We start from the raw sequence: 17,980 nt of genomic DNA, 5'->3' as shown, positions 1-17,980 counted from the left end.
ATGATCTTAGTAACCGGTGCGAAGGGTTTTGTTGGAAATAAAATAATGGAGTTATGTGAGGATGTTGTGGCAGCTCCATCGCTACGGGATGTTTCAGAGGATGATGTGAGGCGTGTGGTGTGTGAGAGCGGAGCGGACGTGATAATTCATACTGCTGCGATTTCTGATATCGGGACTTGTGAGAAAGATCCTGAGGCTTCATACAGGGCCAATGTGTTGTTACCTGTTTATCTGGCAAGGGCAGCAGAGGGCAGAAAGCTCATATGTTTCAGCTCGGATCAGGTGTACACGGGGCTGGAGGATGATGGACCATACACGGAAGAGCGCGTAAAGGCGGCGAATACTTATGCTGGGCACAAGATTGAGATGGAAGAAAGAGTCCTTGATATATGCCCTGATGCAGTAATGCTGCGCGCGGAGTGGATGTATGACTGCGGAGAAGGAAGGCCTAATTACTATCGAAATGTGGTTAATGCAACCGGCTCGGTCAGCTTTGGCTCCGGCAATTTCAGAGGAGTTACCTATGTAAAAGAGGTTGCTGAAAATATGGAGAACGTAATGAAGCTTCCGGGCGGGGCTTATAACTTTGGCAGTGAGACAACTAAGAGCATGTACGAAGTTACAAGGGATTTTGTAGATTCTCTCAGACTTGATGTCAAAGTGGAGGATGCACCTTCGTTGCACAATCTTTGGATGGACTGCAGTAAAGCAAGGAAATATGGCGTTGTATTTAGTGAAGTGTCTGAAGGGCTGCTGAGATGCGCCAGAGATGATGGAAGGTTGAACTGATGAAGATTGAGCATATAGCTATGTATGTGGTTGATTTGGAAAAGACCAGAGATTTTTTTGTTAAGTACCTGGGTGGAAAATCAAATGATGGATACCATAATGTGAAGACAGATTTCAGGTCGTACTTTATTTCTTTTGAAGACGGCGCGAGACTTGAACTAATGACTAAGCCGGAGATTATTGATGCGGATAAGCCTTTGAATAGAACGGGCTATGCGCACATTGCATTTTCGGTTGGAAGTAAGGACAAGGTTGATGAGCTCACAGAACGCTTGAGGGCAGATGGATACGAAGTTGTAAGTGGTCCACGTACTACAGGTGATGGCTATTACGAGAGCTGTATTGTTGCTGTTGAAGGCAACCAGATAGAAATTACGGTTTAGGGCTATAAATCGATGTTTACGGAGTATTAGTCTGATGAAAATGAAGAGTATTGTTGTTCTGGTGGCGCTGATCATATCGGTGGCAGCTGCCGGCTGTGGCCAGAAAGAAGTTCATATTATCGGTGGAGCAGATGGACCGACATCCATCTTTTTGGCAGAAAATAGTAGCGCTGACAGCTACATTCAGATTGATCAGGAAATGGCGAAGGCCATGATGAGCATGGATGACGGCCATGTGGTTGTGGATGTTCGCAGGCAGGATGAGTTTGACGCAGGTCATATCCCCGGAGCAATATGTATTCCAAATGAGAGCATAACAGATACGCAGCCGGCGGAGCTCCCTGATCTGAATCAGGTGATTCTGGTGTATTGCAGAACCGGAAGACGAAGCAAAGAAGCTTCTCAGAAACTGTTTGATATGGGTTACAAAAATGTTTTTGAGTTTGGCGGAATCGTGGATTGGACCGGAGAAGTTGTAACGGAGTAGATGAAAGTGGAAGCAATTAAGAGGTTTAAGGAAGTCAGCGGACTATATATCGAAAAGATTTCAGGCCAGGACAGGCTCGCCTTTGCTATGTCTGATACTGCGGATATGTATGACCTTATAGAATATGCTGAGCGCGGCGGGTATCAGGGCTCGGTGATCAAGTTTTACGATTTTGAAACCGGAAACGTCTACACACCATTTGAGAAAAAGAGGGATGTGATCTACTCCAAGCCGGCATATGATGATGGGGGTTACTATTTCCTTCAGGCTGATTATGGTTTGAAGGGCGTGACTCTTTATAAATATTTTCCGGAAAAAGAGCTTGAGGAGGTTGCTAAGTTTTCTCTGGATGAAGTAGATCTGTACAATCTTCAGGTTGTCGGTCAGAAAGTACATGTAATTAGCCAAAACTCGGAGGTCTTCAAGTGCTATTATCCTGAGAAAATGTCTTTTGCCCTAAATGCAAATGAGACAGTGGAGCTGATCACAGATGACCGGGTTATCCTGGAAGCCTGGATCGAAGAGGGCTGGGATGATGAGAATGATTGCGCGACTGATGAATACAAGTTTTACGACAAGGTGATTGTTAAGGACTTTGAGGGAAATACCATTTCCGAAGAGGGTGGCTCTATTTATCAGGCGGCGGACGGAACGTATTGGATGGCGTGAGATGAGGAGGCAGAATCGCCTCATACAAGGGTGCGATAGAAAGATAAGGGAGAAGACTATGACGAAGGATCCAAAAGAATTTTGTACATGCACAGCTACTGATTGCCCAAACCATCCGGTGAATCATGACCAGGGGTGCAGTTTGTGCATATTGAAGAACCTGACTCGGAAAGAGATACCCGGGTGCTTCTTTAACACTATAGATCATGAGAAGCCGACCAAGGACTGGTACTACGAGGACTTTGCTGCGTTGGTTGAGGCAGCAAAGAAGGATGGGAAGCTGTAAGGAATTAGAAACAATCATATAACGATAGGAGGTCTCTATGGATAAGCTTTTTGAAGTTGCGGATCGTTACATTAAAACCAGTGATTGGAAGACTATCTCGGTTCTTAAGTTTTGCCTGATTTCTCTCGGTGTTATGCTTGGAATGCTTGTAAAGCCTAAGGATAAAAAGAAAGTTTATGGAATCGCAGGAGCAACATTTCTTCTGACATATATTCCACTGATGACCAAGTTTTTTAAAATATATCAAAACGGGGAGAATGAAGTCTGATGGTTAAAAAGATTATTAGAGATCCGATGTTCCTGCAGCAAAAGTCGGAGCCTGCGACAGAGGCGGATAAGCAGGTTATTCAGGATCTTCTTGATACGCTGAGAGCCAACCAGGAGCACTGTGTTGGCATGGCGGCGAACATGATTGGCGTTAAGAAGAGAATCATCGTTGTGGCTATGGGGCCGTTCCAGTTCGCCATGGTAAATCCGGTGATTACCAAGAGGAGCGGTGAGTACAAAACCGAAGAGAGCTGTCTGTCTCTTGAGGGCGTAAGGCCTTGCACCAGGTATAAAGAGATTGAGGTGGACTATCTTGATCAGGACTTTAAGCCTCAGCATGGGAAGTACAAGGATTTTACTGCTCAGATAATTCAGCATGAGATCGATCATTTTGATGGGATATTGATTTGAACACTTCTTTGAATCAGTGACTTATCAGTGTCACACCGGCATCGGAAAGCTCTTCAAGTGTCTTTTCAAATATCTTTTCATTCCTGGCAGCTGTGCAATTCAGGTTAAGAGTTACTTTGTAACCTGCATTGGCAGCGTCCAGGCATGTCTTTTTTACGCAGCTGTTGCCATCAACACCTATTATTTCAAGTTCAGTTATATTAAGGTTCATTAGCTCTTTTACAAAAGAGTCATTTGTGAAGGCGCTGGGGAATCTCTTTTCATGGATGTGTCCTGAGGCGATAAGAAGATCCCGGGCCAGGGCATAGCTGTCATTGTCACCCTGAATTCCAATGTTGCGAAAGTAGAATATAGGCTCGCTGCCTTTTTGAGCCGCAGAAATTCTGGCGTTGATTCTTGTGAGGAGATCAGCGTCGTAATAGGGCAGGTATTTTTCTTGGATATCAATCACTAACAAGGCTTTCATACTATCATTATAGTTCGCGGGCGATGAATTTGTATGTGATTAATAGTAAAATATAACGTGTGGGCTTAATGTAATGATTGGTTGGGACATTTGTAGTGGTTTGAGGTGTAAAAGTACATCACAAGACATTATATACAGCCCCGTTGGTTGGAACGTGTTTTTAAAATGCATCACAAAAATTTCCATATGAAAAAATAGTTGGAAATTACAAAGGCTCTTCAAGGGCCATGGTTTAAAAAACTTCATGCCTAACGTCTTTCCTACATCACAACTACCGGCCTACGGATGTCATGTGATGCACTTGAAGAACAATTCCAAAAATCGCTTTTTGCAATTTCCAACTATTTTTTCTATAGAGGAGAATTGTGGGGTGGTCGATATTACGTTTCCAACCAAGAAGACATATATAGGGGCGTGTGATGCAAAACCCCGGCTTTGGATGGTGAAAAAAGCACCGGAATAATAGAAACCTGGCTCCGGATGGCGAAAAAAGCATCGGAATAACAGAATCTCGGCACCTGAGGCCGAAAAGCCCATCGGAATAGAAGAAAACCGTCCCCCGCACCAAAAAGGAGGCCCGAAATGAGACTTTTCATAGCAATCACCTTCACCGAAGACATGCTGGACGCCCTGGGCGAGATCCAGGATGACCTGCGCCGGAGCGATGTTAGGGGCAGCTACACTCCCCGTGAGAACCTGCACATGACCCTGGCTTTCATAGGAGAGTATGACGACCCGGAGCAGATTGTGGAAGTGATGCGAAAGGTTCCGCTGAGGTCATTCTCCATCAAGCTGAGCGGATATCAGCCCTTTAAGGATATGATTTTTGCAAATTTCGAGGAGAATGAGAATTTAAGAGACTACGTAAAGCGCCTTAGAAAGGCTCTTTTGGATGAGGAGATTCCTTTTGACCGAAAGAAGTTCCTGCCTCATGTGACGCTTATAAGAAGAGCTGAGTGCGTGAAAGGAAAAGCTCTTTTGCCTGAGTTCGGAGACAGTGAATCCATGCGGGTAAATGGGATTTCCGTGATGAAATCTGAGCGTGGAAGGCATGGCATGGTATACACGGAAGTAGGATACGTGGGCGCGTTTTAGGAGGATAGATGAAAAAGCTGAAGATCACATTTAATTCCCCGGTTGTGCTGGGGTTCATATTCATAAGTCTGGCGGTGCTGATTCTGGGCATTTTGACCATGGGCAAGAGCAATGAGCTGTTGTTCATGACTTACCACTCATCGTTGACTAATCCCTTGACTTACGTGAGGTTCTTTACCCATGTGCTGGGACACGGCGGATGGGGGCATTACATTGGGAATGCTTCGTATATTCTGCTGCTGGGGCCGATGCTTGAAGAGAAGTACGGATCCAAGAGAATTCTGTGGGTCATCCTCATAACCGCGGTGGTTACGGGAGTTGTGAACTACGTTCTGTTCTGGAACGTGGCGCTGTGTGGAGCAAGTGGCGTAGTGTTTGCATTCATCCTGCTGACTTCTTTTACAAGCTTCAAGAACGGCGAGATTCCGCTGACATTCATTCTGGTGGCGATAGTCTTCATCGGGCAGCAGGTTTATGAAGGCGTGTTCCTGCAGGATGACATCTCAAATCTGTCGCACATCTTGGGCGGCGTTGTCGGCGCAGTTGTGGGCTACAGACTTAACAAGAAATGAGGAGCTGACGTATGAACATACAGATTTTTGGAACTAAAAAGTGCAATGACACCAAGAAAGCTGAGCGGTTCTTTAAGGAGCGCGGCATAAAATTTCAGTTCATCGACATGAAAGAAAAGGGCATGAGCAAGGGCGAGCTGACCTCTGTCGCAAGTGCCAACGGCGGGATCATGAACATGATAGATCCGGATGCCAAGGATAAAGACACTGTGGCCCTCATCCAGTACATCGCCGAAGAGGACAAGCTTGAGAAACTCCTTGAGAATCAGCAGATAATAAAGACCCCGGTGGTTCGAAACGGCAGGCAGTCAACGCTTGGCTATCAGCCGGAAGTATGGAAGAAGTGGGAGTGAGTATGAGCGAGATTGAAAGACTTAAAACAATAGTTGAGAAGCTCCGCAGCGAGGATGGCTGTCCCTGGGACAAGGCCCAGACGCACGTTTCCCTAAAACCCGGTTGCATCGAGGAGGCAGCAGAGGTCATCGGCGGCATTAACATACTGGAGAAGACCGGCGATCCGGACAATCTGAAGGAGGAGCTGGGAGATCTTTTACTGCAGATCATGTTCCATGCAGTGATGGCTGAGGAGGAAGGTCTTTTCACATTTGATGACGTTGCGAAGGCCATTTCTGACAAGATGGTCCGCAGGCACCCACATGTGTTCGGGGACATGAAGTTTGCTTCGGAAAAAGAGCTTCATGACGCCTGGGCGGAGATCAAGCGCAAGGAGAAAGAAGGCAGAGAGTGGCAGGCTGACTACCTCCCGGAAGCGTTTAATGAGGCAAAAGAGCTGATAGAGAAAGCCAAGGAAAGAAAAGGATTTTAGCGTATGTATTCAAAAATTTATTTGTGTCTTACGGAAAAAGAAGATGAGGTTCTCACAAGGCAGCTGTCGATGCTGAGCGAGAGGCATCATGCGGAAGTTGAAAGAGTGGATGCTGAGAAGGCTGCGCAGATCATCGAAGGTGGTGAGGCGGATGTGCTCTTTATCAGTGATGATAAGGATTTGCTTGCAAAGGCGGTTGAGAAGGGAATTGCGACCAATGACCCTGCCTCGATGAAAGAGTCTTACGAGAAGGCCATGGAAATGCTGAAGGCAATTGGTGGAAGGAGATAGCTTATGGACCTGAGTTTGTTTGAGTGGACAAGAGAGCCGGCAGAGTGGGAAGCGGCTGGTGGCAAGGTGCGGATCACTACGATGCCTCATACGGATCTTTGGCAGCGCACATACTATCATTTCAGAAATGACAATGCGCCGGTTTTTCAGATGGAGACTGAGGAGAAGTTCTTCAGCTTTGTGGTGAAGACTTCCTTTGAGGAGAGCCATCACAGGTTTGACCAGTGCGGAGTTGTTATGTATCTGGACAGCGAGAATTGGGTGAAGGGCTCAATTGAGTTTGAGAATGATGAGTTCCAGCATCTGGGAAGCGTTGTGACCAACCACGGCTACTCGGACTGGGCGACAACCGAGATTCCGGCTGACGTCAAGCAGATGTGGTACAGGCTCAGCAGAAGGGAAGATGATTACTGCATCGAGTGCTCGGAAGACGGCGCAAGATGGAAGCAGATGAGAGTTTGCCACGTGATTGAAGGGGCAGGCAAGATCAGCTTTGGTATCTATGCATGCTCGCCTGAAGACAGCTCTTTTACCGCAGAATTCACTGACATGGAGATGACAGAATGCAAGTGGCCGGCGCACGATGGGCAGCAGCCTGACTGATAGATTGGGGGAGGAATTAGAAATGCAGGGGAAATATCCGGTTATAACACTGTGCGGAAGCACACGCTTTAAGGACCAGTTCATGGAGATGCAAAAGAAACTGACGCTGGAAGGCAACATCGTGATAAGCGTAGGTCTGTTTGGGCATTCCGGCGATTCGGAAGTCTGGGAGAACATGGACGAGGGTACGCTGACCAAGACAAAAGAGATGCTGGACGATATACACAAGCGCAAGATCGATATGTCAGATGAAATCTTCGTCATCAATGTCGGCGGCTATATCGGCGACAGCACAAGGTCCGAGATTGACTATGCCCTGGCACACGGCAAGAAGGTCAGATATCTCGAGGAGTTATCCTGAGGAGATATCCCGAGGAGCTTTGAGTGTGACAGAAATGTGATAGAACTGTTGCTAATATTGTTTTTGTTGAGATCACTACTGAGTATTTTGAAAGGGGAAACAATATGACTGCAATGGTTATGGGAATGAAAGAGCTTATTGCTAAGGCAAAGCAGGAAAAAAAGAAAAAAGACAAGTAATTTTAATCCCCCCAAGGCATGGCGCTTTGGGGGATTTTTCTTTGTTAAGGTGCTAAAATATATAAATATAATACATGACTTGGGGACATGAAAATAAATGGCAGAAGGAATTGATCACAATATAGAGTATTACAATAAAAACGCCGACAGCTTTTTTACCGGATCGGTGAATGCTGATATGGCAGAGGACAGGAAGGCGTTCCTTTCGTATGTTCAAGGCGGCGGTAAGATACTTGATGCCGGCTGTGGTAGCGGAAGAGACAGTAAGGCTTTCCTGGATGCGGGATATGACGTTGTTGCTTTCGACGCGTCGAGGGAGATGCGGATCAGGGCGTCTGAGTACATTGGCAGGGAGGTGCTGGATCTTCGCTTTGAGGAAATCTCTTTTGAAAAAGAGTTTGATGGAATATGGGCGAGCGCTTCGCTCCTTCATGTGCCGGTGGAGGAGTTGCCGGAGGTCATGGGCAGGATGAGAAAGGCGCTGAAACCCGGTGGCGCAATGTATGCGTCCTTTAAGTATGGAGAGGGAACGAAGGTGAGGGGCGAGAGGCTGTTTAGCGATTTTAATGAGAAGAGCGTGGTTCCGCTTTTTGAGAATGCGGGATTTGAGATAGTAAGTAACTCGGTCGGACCAGACTCGAGGCCAGGAAGGGAGACGGAGTACTGGGTAAGTGTGATCGGTGTAGCGCGGTGACATGCGTGATTGGCGTAGTGCGTTAACATATTTGGCGAGTGCAAATTTCTAATATAAATGGAGGGGTGACATGAGCAGATTAAAAGAACTGAGAGAATACGTGGACAAGAAGATAAACAAGATTGATGATGTCGATAAGCGTACCGGCGCGATCGCGCACTTGTATGGCGTATCACTGGCGGCGCAGATACTGGCCAAAAAGCGCGGCCTTGATCCGGAGCTGGCTGCCATGGCAGGAATGCTTCATGACCTGCATGCTTACAAATCAGGATCATACGATGATCACGCGCATCTGGGGGCTGAGCTGGCGAGGAAAGTGCTGGATAAGCTTGGACTGACAACTCCCGATGAGACCGAGATCATCTGCTCGGCCATCTATCACCATGATGACAAGGCAGCAGTAGATGGTCCGATGGATGAGCTTTTAAAGGATGCTGATGTCATCGACCATTGCTTCAAAGATTCATTCAAACCTGTTAAGGAAAAAGAGCAGAAAAGATATGATGCCCTGTGCAAGGAACTTGGGCTCTGATGTATAATTAAGCCGTAGCACTTTTTTATCAGGAGAGGTGCTGCGGCGTTGTTTTTGGGAGGACCCTCCGGACCTTTGTCCGAAGGGCAGTGTGTTATGAAAGTTTATGAAAAGTGTGGGGGTTCAAGAAGTTTTGCTCTCCTTGATGGTTTTATAATACTTGGCCAACTTAAAACGAACCTTAAAATGTTGTGAATAAAATGTGAAGGGGATTTTCAATTAGATTACAAGGAGGAAAAGACATGCCATTCATTTCAACAAAAACTAACGTAACAGTATCAAAGGAAAAGGAAACACAGCTCAAGGAGCGCCTCGGACAGGCCATCTCAATCCTTCCGGGAAAGAGCGAGAGCTGGCTTATGGTAGCAATTGAAGGCGACGTGCCTATGTACTTCAGGGGCGATGATTCTCAGCCTATAGCATTCGTGGATGTTAAGACTTTTGGAGGAGCGCCAAGGAATGCTTATGATAAGATGACGACTGAACTCACCGGAATCTATGGCGATATTTTAGGAGTTGCGCCTGACCACATGTACATCCGCTACTTCGGCTCAGGCGACTGGGGCTGGAACGGGTCTAACTTCTAAAATGAGCCCTAGGGACGGAGTCAGTGGCTCATTTTTGAGCCCTGGGGACGGAGTCAAGGGCTCATTTTGGATGAACCATGAGGAGAGGGGTATAAGAGATGAACATCGCAGTATACTGTGGCTCCAGCAGTGGAAATAATCCTAAGTTTATGGAAACGGCCGGAGCTTTTGGAAAGTGGATAGGGGAGAACGGCCATACGCTTATTTTTGGTGGCGCCAGTAAGGGGCTCATGGGCGCTGTGTCCAACGCGGCCATCGAAGCCGGAGGCAAGGTCATTGGCGTCATTCCGGAAGTTGCCATGATTCAGGCAAGGAAGCACACGGGCCTGACGGAACTCATAGAAACGAAGACCATGGCAGAGCGCAAGTCTAAGATGATCGAGCTTGCAGATGCCTTTGTCGCGCTGCCCGGCGGAATCGGAACTCTTGATGAGATTACGGAAGTGATGTCTTTATCAAGCCTTGGCATAATTAATGCGCCTATAGTCTTCTACAATACTGATGGTTACTACGAGCCTTTCAGGGCGGTTATTGATAATATTCTTAATGCAGAGTTCGGGAGAAAAGAGCTCTTTTCCGACGTGCTCATATCCGGCGATCTGCAGGAAATATCAGGATTTTTGTGTGGTGAAAAGAAATGATTGAAAGAGAGTGGACAAGAAAGCACGATGAGCTTGTGGCTGCCATAGAGCAGCTGGGCTTTCCTGGGGAGCTGGGAGATCAGATCGCAAGGCAGCTTGGAAGCCCCAAGGCCATGGACCGAATGATGGCTTACCTATACAACGTCAAGCCCAGAACAGCGGAGCTCATCGTGGATGAGATGCTCGCCATCTGCAGCGACGTGGATGCCTGGCACAACAAGAAAGCTGCTGAGGAAGCCAACGCCAAGTACAACGAGATGCTGTATTACGGCTTGGGCACTGAAGACGAAGAATAAAAAATGAGCCCCTGACTCCGTCCCTAGGGATCAAAAATGAGCCCTGGGGACGGAGTCAGGGGCTCAAAAATGGAGGCGCCCTGTGTACGTACATGTCATGATATACATACACAGGGCTTTTAAAATGGCTAATCAGGAGACACGGTCCTGAAACATTCGAATTTAATTGAAGATGTAAAGGAGTTGGAGGGCTACAAGTCCGGCAGCAAGCGCTGCTGACAGGATTCCCGTTATTCCTTTTGTTACACTTCTTGGATCTTTGTAACGGCCAAGCAGGTTGATGGCGTCATATGTCTTTGGAATGGGTTTTCCATAGCATCTATAGGTTACATGTTCATTGCTCAACGGTATTTCCTCCGCGAACGCTCGAGGCGCTCAAAGACCCATAACCACTAAATCTTGTGCTCTATAATTTTATTATATACAACATATTCTAAAATGAGCATAAATAAATATTAAAACTTTCTAACCTGATTAACGATGAATTTATGGCGGTTTAGTGTAAAATAGGATATAAGACCGGTTTCGGAACAGGAGAGCTATAAAATGCCATTTCAAATAATCAGAAACGACATAACAAAAGTAAAAGCAGATGCCATAGTGAACACGGCAAATCCCAAAGTAGCCATAGGTAGCGGTGTTGACACAGCCATTTATAATGCTGCGGGAAAAGACAAGCTCCTGGCCGCCCGTGCTAAGATCGGGCCACTGGAGTACGGAGAAGTTGCGATCACAAAGGCCTTTGATCTTGATGCAAAATACATCATCCACGCAGTCGGCTGCTGGTGGGAAGGCGGAAACAAGGGCGAGGCAGAGCTCCTTCGAGGGTGCTATGACAGAGCGCTCGAGCTTGCTGCCAAGAAGAGATGCAAGTCTATCGCGTTCCCGGTAATGGCTACGGGATGCTACGGATTTCCGGCTGAGATAGGTATGGAGGTGGCCGTCAGCTCTTTTACCAAGTTTCTGGAAGAGCATGACATGGAGATATACCTTGTGGTGTTCGACCCGGGAACCGTGAAGGTTTCAGGCGAACTCGGCGAGGAAGTGCGCAGCTTCATAGATGATGACTACGTTACAGAAGCTTACGAGGATGAGTATATTGACCAAGGACTGCCGGAAGGACTGCATGGTTCTGCGCCGACCTGGCATATGGATATGGCGGCAAGAAGAGCAGATTCTGCGCCGACTGAAATGGACGATGGCGTTCCGACCGGAATGGCATACTCGGCGCCATATGAAGCGACAGGCGCTGCGCCATCTGCGCGCAAGGTTAAAGTTGGTGCGCCTGCGCCCAAGATGAACAAGCTCATGAAGGCCGAGTCCCTTGATGATGTGCTGAAAGGGATCTACACGGACTCTTTTGAAAAGCATCTTCAGAAGCTGATCAATAAGAAAGGCCTTAAGAATTCTGAGGTTTACGCTGCGGCGAATATCAACAAGCAGTACTTCTCCAAGCTCCTCAAAGGTCAGGTCAAGCCGTCAAAAGAAAAAGTCCTGGCCCTGGCTGTGGGACTACGCCTTAACATGGATGAAGCAGTGGACTTTTTGAAGATCGCAGGCTACGCTATTTCGCCGATCTCGCAGACGGATGCGGTGGTCAAATACTTCATCGAACATGAGCAGTACAGCGTGATCAAGATAGATATGGTGCTCTTCGACTACGGACTTGCGCCACTTTCAAAGGAAACAAAATAAATTTTCAAGGTCGCCTCCCGTGCGACCTTTTTTATTCCTGCATGAATTACTATTACCTTACAAACAAGGACAGCTCTTCCGCGGGAGCACATCAAAGAAGGAGAGGTAATAGTTATGAGTAAAGGATATACAGAGATTGTTTATATATTGGACAGATCAGGATCCATGGGCGGTCTGGAGCTCGACACCATCGGCGGCTTCAACGCCATGATGGAGAAGCAGAAAAAGACAGGCGAGAAGGCGGTTGTGTCGACAGTTCTTTTCGACGACGTGTGCGAAGTGATCCACGACAGAGTGCCCATCGAGAAGATCGAGAAGATGACAGACAAGCAGTATTACGTCAGAGGCTGCACAGCGCTTCTGGACGCGGTTGGCGGAGCAATCCACCACATCGGTAACATCCACAAGTACGCAAGGGAAGAGGACCGGCCCGAGAAGACCATCTTTGTCATCACAACTGATGGACAGGAGAATGCCAGCTGCAGATACTCTCGTGAGAAGATCGAGAAGATGGTCAAGAAGCAGCAAAAGAAATATGGCTGGGAGTTCATCTTTATCGGAGCCAATATTGACGCCTACGCTGAGGCCCAGAAGTACGGCATCAGAAAAGACAGAGCAGTCAACTACGTAAGCGATGGCATCGGAACAGCCACTGTATACGCAGGAGTTTCAAAGGCTGTCTGTTCAGTAATGATGGCAGGGAGTGCTCGCGAAGCCAGCCGTGACCTCGGCGCCAGCGGCTGGGACGAAGACATCGCAGCAGATTTTGAAAGAAGAGGATGAGCCCTAGGGACGGAGTCAGTGGCTCATTATCAGACAATAAAACATAGGGGTTGGAATTTTCAGATAATGAGCCCATGACTCCGTCCCCAGGGCTCATTTAGAAAGGAAAATTGAGATGGCAGTAAAAGGTGCAGTTTTAGGAGATATATTGGGATCGCAGTACGAATTTAACAGACCGAGGAACCTTGATTGGAAGAATGTTCCGCTGGTATCGTGGCTTCCGATGAGTTACACGGACGACACGGTTATGACTCTGGCCATCAAGAAGGCACTTGTAGAGGGAAAAGACCTTGTTGAGACCATGGTAGCTGTTGGCAGAAAGTACCCGGATTGTGGCTATGGCGGAAGATTCTATGGCTGGATCATGGGGCCTGACCACACGCCTTATAACAGCTGGGGCAATGGCTCAGCCATGAGGACAGCCTATATCGGCGAGGCGTTTGATGACTACGACGAGATGCAGAAGATGGCAGCCGAGGTAGCGGCAGTTTCGCACGATCACCCGGAGGGCATCAAAGGTGCAGTGGTTACGTCCACCTGCATCTGGATGGCAAGGCACGGAAAGAGCAAGCAGGAGATCTATGACTACGTGTTGGAGCAGTATCCAAAGGATTACTACGAGTACAGCATCGCCTACAGCCTTGATGAGATCAGGCCTCGTTACAAATGGAACGAGAGCTGCCAGGGCTCAGTACCTGCGGCAATGAGATGCTTTTATGAGAGTACCGATTACGAGAGCTTTATCCGAAATGTCTTTTCCCTGAAATGCGATTCTGATACCTTCGGAGCAATCGCAGGCGGAGTTGCAGAAGAGTTCTACGGCGGATTCGGAAATGTAGATGCAGAGGGCATCCTGAAGGAGTACCTGACACCGGATCTGTATGAGATTCTGATCGCATAAAATGGTATAATACTGGTGATACTTTAAAGGAGGTAACTTGCATGGAAACCTGGTATTACGTAGTTGTCAGCATTGACGGCGATTATGCAAATCTAAAGAGAACAGATATCGAGTCCGATGATCTGAAATTGGTTGCGAGAGCTCTTTTGCCGGAAGGGATTGCTGAAGGAACGCAGCTGAAGTACGAGTTTATGCAGTATTCGATTGTGTGAGCTTGTTGGAGGAAGAGATAGATCGTTGCTAAAGGCATATTATAGAATATTGACTTATGAAGAATTCCCCAAAGCGTGACTTTGGGGTTTTTTTTGTGGATGTAACGTGACTTGGCGAACCAGATTGACACTTCATCCACTGCAAAATGCTAGAACATGAAAATGCAGTGGTTAAAAAACAACGGTTTTGCAAATGGCTTCCACTGCAAACTATAGAAAAGTGGAGATGCAGTGGATAATAAAAAAGAGTTTTTGGCTAATCATCCACTGCAATTCTGAAAAATGGAAAAATGCAGTGGATATCCGACGGCGGATTAAGGTGATTTTATCCACTGCATTTCGGCAAAAATGAAGATTGCAGTGGAAGGTCATCATGAGATAGGGGAAATTCATCCACTGCAAATACACAAAAAACTATGATGCAGTAGAGATGTGGCTAAGTAACATGAAATATAGGCAGGCGGCCATGATATAATAATTGCAATAAGAGAAAGAACGCCCATGACCAGAAAATCAAGCATAGCAAACAGAATATGCATCTTACTTTTGACTTCATTATGCATCTGCATGTCGACGCTGATGTTGTGCAACGCTACGAGCCGGGCAGCAGAGCAGACCCGGGCGAACAGCGTGGAACCATTAGCAGAGCAGATTCCGCCATACAGCGGAGAAGCCTCTGTAGTGGTAAACGGCAACGTGCCGGAATTCACAGCTGACGAGATCACCACAAGCTCTTTTGAACAATACGGAGAGCTGGACGGGATGGGAAGATGCACGGCGGCGGTTGCGTGCCTTGGCAGGGACCTGATGCCAAAGGAGGAGAGGCAGGAAATCAGCGAGGTCAGGCCGACGGGGTGGAAGCAGAACAAGTACCCGGGACTCATCGACACGGATCAGCCTTTTCTATATAACAGGTGCCACATGATCGGCTTCCAGCTGACGGGCGAGAACGCCAATGAAAAGAACCTTATCACCGGCACAAGGTACATGAATGTTCAGGGGATGCTGCCCTACGAAAATGAGGTGGCGGAGTACGTTCAGGACACGGGCAGGCATGTGATGTACAGGGTTACGCCCGTTTTCAGGGAAAAGAACCTTTTGTGCGATGGGGTTCAGATAGAAGGGTATTCGGTTGAAGATAAGGGGAGAGGAATCTCTTTTAACGTGTTCTGCTACAACGTGCAGCCGGGCGTGAACATAAATTATGCAGACGGCAGCAATGAGCTTGCGCCGGAGGCAGAGACGGTTGTTGAGGGAAGGCCCATTTATGACGCGTGGCGAAGGTTTCGGGAATGGATAGGCAGGATATTTGGCGGGGAGTGAGACTTGCGCGACTTCCGCAGAGACTGAAACTTGCGCGATTCCCGCAAGGACTGCATAAGGAGGAAAAGAGCTATGAGCAATATTCAATTTCACGTAGGAGATATAACAAAACTTGCAGTTGACGCCATCGTAAACGCAGCAAATTCAAGCCTTCTGGGCGGCGGAGGAGTTGACGGAGCAATTCACAGGGCAGCAGGCCCGAGGCTCCTTGAGGAGTGTAGGACTTTGAACGGGTGCAGAACGGGCGAGGCGAAGATCACGGGAGGCTACAATCTTCCGGCAAAGCACGTGATCCACACGGTTGGGCCGATTTACAGCGGAAGTAAGTATGATGCGGAGGACCTTCGGAATTGCTACTGGAACAGCCTGGAAGTTGCCAGGAACAACGACCTTCACAGCATTGCTTTTCCGGGAATTTCGACCGGCGTTTACGGATATCCCAAGAGGGAAGCGGCGGAGATTGCTCTCGCAACGGTAAAAGAGTGGCTTCAGAAGCATGCAGATTATGAGATGGAAGTAACCATAGTGAATTTCAGCCAGGCGGACTACGAGGTCTACAAGGGGATAACAGGATGATCAAAATCGCAGTAATTGGCGTTGGAAATATGGGTAGCAAATATGCGCAGATCCTTCAGGATGGGCTGATTGATGGCGCCGAGCTTTCGGCACTCACCCGCGTAAGAGGCGCATACAGAGAGCTTTTGCAGAAGGCGATTGATAGCGGTGTTCCGGTTTTTGAGAGCGCCGATGCTTTGTTTGAGGCTGTGGAGAGCGGCAAACTTGCGGTGGATGCTGTGATCATTGCAACTCCGCATTTTGCCCATGAAGCAATTGCTGTCAGTGCGTTTGAAAAAGGGCTTCACGTTTTGTGCGACAAGCCCTCGGGCGTGTATTCAAGGCAGGCGAGGCTTATGGAGGAAGCAGCTGATAGGTCGGGAAAGGTCTTTTCCATGGTCTTCAACCAGAGGACGCTTCCTGTGTACATTAAGTTAAAAGAGATTGTGGAGAGCGGAAGATACGGCGCGTTAAAGCGCGTGAACTGGGTGGTTACTGACTGGTATCGCCCGGAGCAGTACTATAAATCAAGCTCTTGGCATGCTACCTGGGACAAGGATGGCGGAGGAGTACTGCTTAATCAGTGCCTTCACAACTTGGATCTCTTGCAGTGGATTTGCGGAAATCCCAAGAGAGTCCAGGGCTTTTGCCATGAGGGAAGATTCCATGACATCGAGGTTGAAGATGACGTTACGGCGTACTTTGAATGGGAAAACGGCGCGACGGGAACTTTCATCACGTCCACAGGAGATGCGCCGGGCATCAACAGACTTGAGCTATCTCTTGAAGAAGCGCTTATTGTGTGCGAAAACGGGAAACTAAGGATTGGCGAAGTGGCGCAGGAGATGGGCTGTAAGGAAGCCGAGTACAGAAAGACTTCCACAGACTTTTTTGCCAAGATAAAAGGAACCTGGAGCGAGATTGTGCCTGAGACTCAGCCGCAGCCTTATGTAGAGGTGATAAAAAGATTTACTGATGAAATAAACGGAACCGGAAAGAGCGTCGCCGACGGCAGAGAAGGGCGAAAGAGCCTGCTTTTGTCCAACGCAATTTATCTCTCCTCCTGGGAAAGAGAGATGGTGGAGCTGCCGGTTATTGGAAGTGACGTCGAAAGGTCTTTTGAAACAAGATTCGAAAGTGCACTCGGGCAAAATGAGCCCTAGGGACGGAGTCAGTGGCTCATTATCAGACAATAGAACTTAGAGATGGGCATTTTCAGATAATGAGCCACTGACTCCGTCCCCGGGGCTCATTTCAGCGGACGTAGTAGTGGCGCCCGAGCCAGCGTGAAAGGCCGTCAAGGCCCGGATATACGATACGCTCCGAGACATTCTGGTGATCGAGCATGTCTCTGATCTGCCAGCGGATTTCCTTCTTTATGATGTAGCGGACGGTCTTTTCGGTGTGCACATCAAGGAACCCCTCGATATCGTGCATATCGGTGGGAATTACGGAGAAGAACGAGTACTGGTTGACGATGCGGACGTCGACTGAAGGCGGCTCTATCATTAGCATGGATGATGAACCCATGTCTTTGTCGTACATATCAAGACTTTCGCAGGCTTCTGTGAGCATGTCTACGGAAAAGACTGTGGTGTTGTACTTGGCAGATATCTCCTTGTACTTATCGGGCAGCAGGTCGTGAAGCTCGTGGATATCAGTGCGCCACACGCAGCTGTCTCTTTTCTCCATATCTTCCATGTCGTTTTCCGTGACGGAAAAGTGCAGGGCGATAAGAGGAGAGAAGGACCAGTCAAGGAGCCTTGTGGGAAGGCCGTGGTGCTGGCCGAAGATCATCTGCCTCCAGACGGAGTTTTCGATGGAAGGCTCTTCCAAAACCGCATATTTAGTGAAGTTTCTGAGCATGCAGGGCTCGAGGACTTTTTGCTTGTCCTTGCAGTTTCTGGCAAGACTCGTAGTTAGCTTAAAGGAAGCATCCGGCTGGCCGCGATAAACAAAGAGATTTCGGTTTCTTTTAAGGTCAGACCGAAATTCCTGCTCGTTAAGGAGCTCATACAGGTGGTCCATATCTTCAATGTAAACAGTCTTGATCATATGCGTCGCCTCCTTTATTTA

The 17,980-nt window shown here is 47.8% G+C and carries 29 protein-coding genes; 26 read left to right on the top strand and 3 right to left on the bottom strand.

Annotated elements, in window-relative coordinates; genetic code table 11:
* From G633_RS0110745 to G633_RS0110715, 7 genes are read left to right on the top strand one after another with little or no spacing between them, the layout of a single operon-like run.
* Positions 1 to 789: an SDR family oxidoreductase gene (locus G633_RS0110745; RefSeq protein ID WP_026519920.1), complete on the top strand. Its 789-nt coding sequence runs from the start codon at positions 1 to 3 to the stop codon at positions 787 to 789.
* A complete protein-coding gene (locus tag G633_RS0110740; protein WP_026519919.1) occupies positions 789 to 1,172 on the top strand; it encodes a VOC family protein in 384 nt (127 codons plus the stop codon). Before G633_RS0110745 ends, G633_RS0110740 begins: the two co-directional genes overlap by 1 nt.
* 34 nt (positions 1,173 to 1,206) lie before the next feature.
* Positions 1,207 to 1,659, top strand: a complete 453-nt coding sequence (locus G633_RS0110735) for a rhodanese-like domain-containing protein (protein WP_196804253.1) — start codon at positions 1,207 to 1,209, stop codon at positions 1,657 to 1,659.
* Entirely contained in the window at positions 1,660 to 2,328 is a 669-nt protein-coding gene (locus G633_RS0110730; RefSeq protein ID WP_026519917.1) for a hypothetical protein, read from the top strand.
* Positions 2,329 to 2,386: 58 nt separating this feature from the next.
* Entirely contained in the window at positions 2,387 to 2,614 is a 228-nt protein-coding gene (locus tag G633_RS0110725; RefSeq protein ID WP_022770694.1) for a DUF6485 family protein, read from the top strand.
* A gap of 37 nt (positions 2,615 to 2,651) precedes the next feature.
* Positions 2,652 to 2,882 carry a hypothetical protein gene (locus tag G633_RS0110720; protein ID WP_026519916.1) on the top strand — a complete coding sequence of 77 codons (231 nt, stop codon included), beginning with the start codon at positions 2,652 to 2,654 and terminating at the stop codon, positions 2,880 to 2,882.
* Positions 2,882 to 3,292 carry a peptide deformylase gene (locus tag G633_RS0110715; protein ID WP_026519915.1) on the top strand — a complete coding sequence of 137 codons (411 nt, stop codon included), beginning with the start codon at positions 2,882 to 2,884 and terminating at the stop codon, positions 3,290 to 3,292. The genes G633_RS0110720 and G633_RS0110715 overlap by 1 nt, the downstream gene beginning before the upstream one ends.
* A gap of 13 nt (positions 3,293 to 3,305) precedes the next feature.
* Here G633_RS0110715 and G633_RS19345 read toward each other — a convergent pair whose 3' ends face one another.
* Positions 3,306 to 3,758, bottom strand: coding sequence for a cysteine hydrolase family protein (locus G633_RS19345; protein WP_081664752.1), 453 nt, complete (start codon positions 3,756 to 3,758; stop codon positions 3,306 to 3,308).
* 582 nt (positions 3,759 to 4,340) lie between these two features.
* On the opposite strand from G633_RS19345, the gene thpR reads away from it, so the two are divergent.
* The 12 genes from thpR to G633_RS0110650 all read left to right on the top strand — a co-directional run bounded on the left by thpR (position 4,341) and on the right by G633_RS0110650 (position 10,435).
* Positions 4,341 to 4,853, top strand: coding sequence for an RNA 2',3'-cyclic phosphodiesterase (gene thpR, locus G633_RS0110705; RefSeq protein WP_026519914.1), 513 nt, complete (start codon positions 4,341 to 4,343; stop codon positions 4,851 to 4,853).
* Between the two features lie 8 nt (positions 4,854 to 4,861).
* Positions 4,862 to 5,425, top strand: a complete 564-nt coding sequence (locus G633_RS0110700) for a rhomboid family intramembrane serine protease (protein ID WP_022770689.1) — start codon at positions 4,862 to 4,864, stop codon at positions 5,423 to 5,425.
* 11 nt (positions 5,426 to 5,436) lie between these two features.
* Positions 5,437 to 5,778 (top strand): arsenate reductase family protein, encoded by a 342-nt coding sequence (locus tag G633_RS0110695; RefSeq protein ID WP_026519913.1) that lies wholly within the window; start codon positions 5,437 to 5,439, stop codon positions 5,776 to 5,778.
* 2 nt (positions 5,779 to 5,780) lie between these two features.
* Complete coding sequence (locus tag G633_RS0110690) at positions 5,781 to 6,251, top strand: MazG nucleotide pyrophosphohydrolase domain-containing protein (protein ID WP_026519912.1); 471 nt, start codon at positions 5,781 to 5,783, stop codon at positions 6,249 to 6,251.
* Between the two features lie 3 nt (positions 6,252 to 6,254).
* Positions 6,255 to 6,542 carry a hypothetical protein gene (locus G633_RS0110685; RefSeq protein WP_026519911.1) on the top strand — a complete coding sequence of 96 codons (288 nt, stop codon included), beginning with the start codon at positions 6,255 to 6,257 and terminating at the stop codon, positions 6,540 to 6,542.
* Between the two features lie 3 nt (positions 6,543 to 6,545).
* On the top strand, positions 6,546 to 7,145 hold the full coding sequence (locus G633_RS0110680; RefSeq protein WP_026519910.1) for a DUF1349 domain-containing protein: 600 nt from the start codon (positions 6,546 to 6,548) through the stop codon (positions 7,143 to 7,145).
* 22 nt (positions 7,146 to 7,167) lie between these two features.
* Positions 7,168 to 7,506: a hypothetical protein gene (locus tag G633_RS0110675; RefSeq protein ID WP_026519909.1), complete on the top strand. Its 339-nt coding sequence runs from the start codon at positions 7,168 to 7,170 to the stop codon at positions 7,504 to 7,506.
* Positions 7,507 to 7,782: 276 nt separating this feature from the next.
* Positions 7,783 to 8,379 (top strand): class I SAM-dependent methyltransferase, encoded by a 597-nt coding sequence (locus G633_RS0110670; RefSeq protein ID WP_035771081.1) that lies wholly within the window; start codon positions 7,783 to 7,785, stop codon positions 8,377 to 8,379.
* A 70-nt stretch (positions 8,380 to 8,449) separates the two neighbouring features.
* On the top strand, positions 8,450 to 8,911 hold the full coding sequence (locus G633_RS0110665) for an HD domain-containing protein (RefSeq protein WP_026519907.1): 462 nt from the start codon (positions 8,450 to 8,452) through the stop codon (positions 8,909 to 8,911).
* A gap of 242 nt (positions 8,912 to 9,153) precedes the next feature.
* Positions 9,154 to 9,498, top strand: a complete 345-nt coding sequence (locus G633_RS0110660; protein ID WP_026519906.1) for a phenylpyruvate tautomerase MIF-related protein — start codon at positions 9,154 to 9,156, stop codon at positions 9,496 to 9,498.
* A gap of 98 nt (positions 9,499 to 9,596) precedes the next feature.
* Positions 9,597 to 10,139, top strand: a complete 543-nt coding sequence (locus G633_RS0110655) for a TIGR00730 family Rossman fold protein (RefSeq protein WP_026519905.1) — start codon at positions 9,597 to 9,599, stop codon at positions 10,137 to 10,139.
* Positions 10,136 to 10,435 carry a hypothetical protein gene (locus G633_RS0110650; protein WP_022770677.1) on the top strand — a complete coding sequence of 100 codons (300 nt, stop codon included), beginning with the start codon at positions 10,136 to 10,138 and terminating at the stop codon, positions 10,433 to 10,435. Before G633_RS0110655 ends, G633_RS0110650 begins: the two co-directional genes overlap by 4 nt.
* A gap of 162 nt (positions 10,436 to 10,597) precedes the next feature.
* Here the strand turns inward: G633_RS0110650 and G633_RS0110645 are convergent, their stop codons facing one another.
* Positions 10,598 to 10,780, bottom strand: a complete 183-nt coding sequence (locus tag G633_RS0110645) for a hypothetical protein (RefSeq protein WP_026519904.1) — start codon at positions 10,778 to 10,780, stop codon at positions 10,598 to 10,600.
* Between the two features lie 201 nt (positions 10,781 to 10,981).
* On the opposite strand from G633_RS0110645, the gene G633_RS0110640 reads away from it, so the two are divergent.
* The 7 genes from G633_RS0110640 to G633_RS18140 all read left to right on the top strand — a co-directional run bounded on the left by G633_RS0110640 (position 10,982) and on the right by G633_RS18140 (position 17,067).
* Entirely contained in the window at positions 10,982 to 12,130 is a 1,149-nt protein-coding gene (locus G633_RS0110640; RefSeq protein ID WP_026519903.1) for a macro domain-containing protein, read from the top strand.
* Positions 12,131 to 12,244: 114 nt separating this feature from the next.
* On the top strand, positions 12,245 to 12,913 hold the full coding sequence (locus G633_RS0110635) for a vWA domain-containing protein (RefSeq protein ID WP_026519902.1): 669 nt from the start codon (positions 12,245 to 12,247) through the stop codon (positions 12,911 to 12,913).
* A gap of 115 nt (positions 12,914 to 13,028) precedes the next feature.
* Positions 13,029 to 13,814: an ADP-ribosylglycohydrolase family protein gene (locus G633_RS0110630; RefSeq protein ID WP_035771078.1), complete on the top strand. Its 786-nt coding sequence runs from the start codon at positions 13,029 to 13,031 to the stop codon at positions 13,812 to 13,814.
* 41 nt (positions 13,815 to 13,855) lie between these two features.
* On the top strand, positions 13,856 to 14,026 hold the full coding sequence (locus G633_RS0110625) for a hypothetical protein (RefSeq protein ID WP_022770670.1): 171 nt from the start codon (positions 13,856 to 13,858) through the stop codon (positions 14,024 to 14,026).
* Positions 14,027 to 14,656: 630 nt separating this feature from the next.
* Positions 14,657 to 15,349 (top strand): DNA/RNA non-specific endonuclease, encoded by a 693-nt coding sequence (locus tag G633_RS18145; protein ID WP_330363350.1) that lies wholly within the window; start codon positions 14,657 to 14,659, stop codon positions 15,347 to 15,349.
* Positions 15,350 to 15,421: 72 nt separating this feature from the next.
* Positions 15,422 to 15,925: an O-acetyl-ADP-ribose deacetylase gene (locus G633_RS0110615; protein WP_026519900.1), complete on the top strand. Its 504-nt coding sequence runs from the start codon at positions 15,422 to 15,424 to the stop codon at positions 15,923 to 15,925.
* Positions 15,922 to 17,067 carry a Gfo/Idh/MocA family protein gene (locus G633_RS18140; protein ID WP_035771075.1) on the top strand — a complete coding sequence of 382 codons (1,146 nt, stop codon included), beginning with the start codon at positions 15,922 to 15,924 and terminating at the stop codon, positions 17,065 to 17,067. Before G633_RS0110615 ends, G633_RS18140 begins: the two co-directional genes overlap by 4 nt.
* A 91-nt stretch (positions 17,068 to 17,158) precedes the next feature.
* Here the strand turns inward: G633_RS18140 and G633_RS0110605 are convergent, their stop codons facing one another.
* Positions 17,159 to 17,959 carry an FRG domain-containing protein gene (locus G633_RS0110605; protein WP_051200115.1) on the bottom strand — a complete coding sequence of 267 codons (801 nt, stop codon included), beginning with the start codon at positions 17,957 to 17,959 and terminating at the stop codon, positions 17,159 to 17,161.
* Positions 17,960 to 17,980: the final 21 nt, after the last annotated feature.

This window comes from Butyrivibrio sp. FCS006, assembly GCF_000424525.1.
Lineage (GTDB): Bacteria > Bacillota > Clostridia > Lachnospirales > Lachnospiraceae > Butyrivibrio.
The sequence above is the reverse complement of the archived record's forward strand: the minus strand, read 5'-3'. Positions and strand labels throughout refer to the sequence as shown.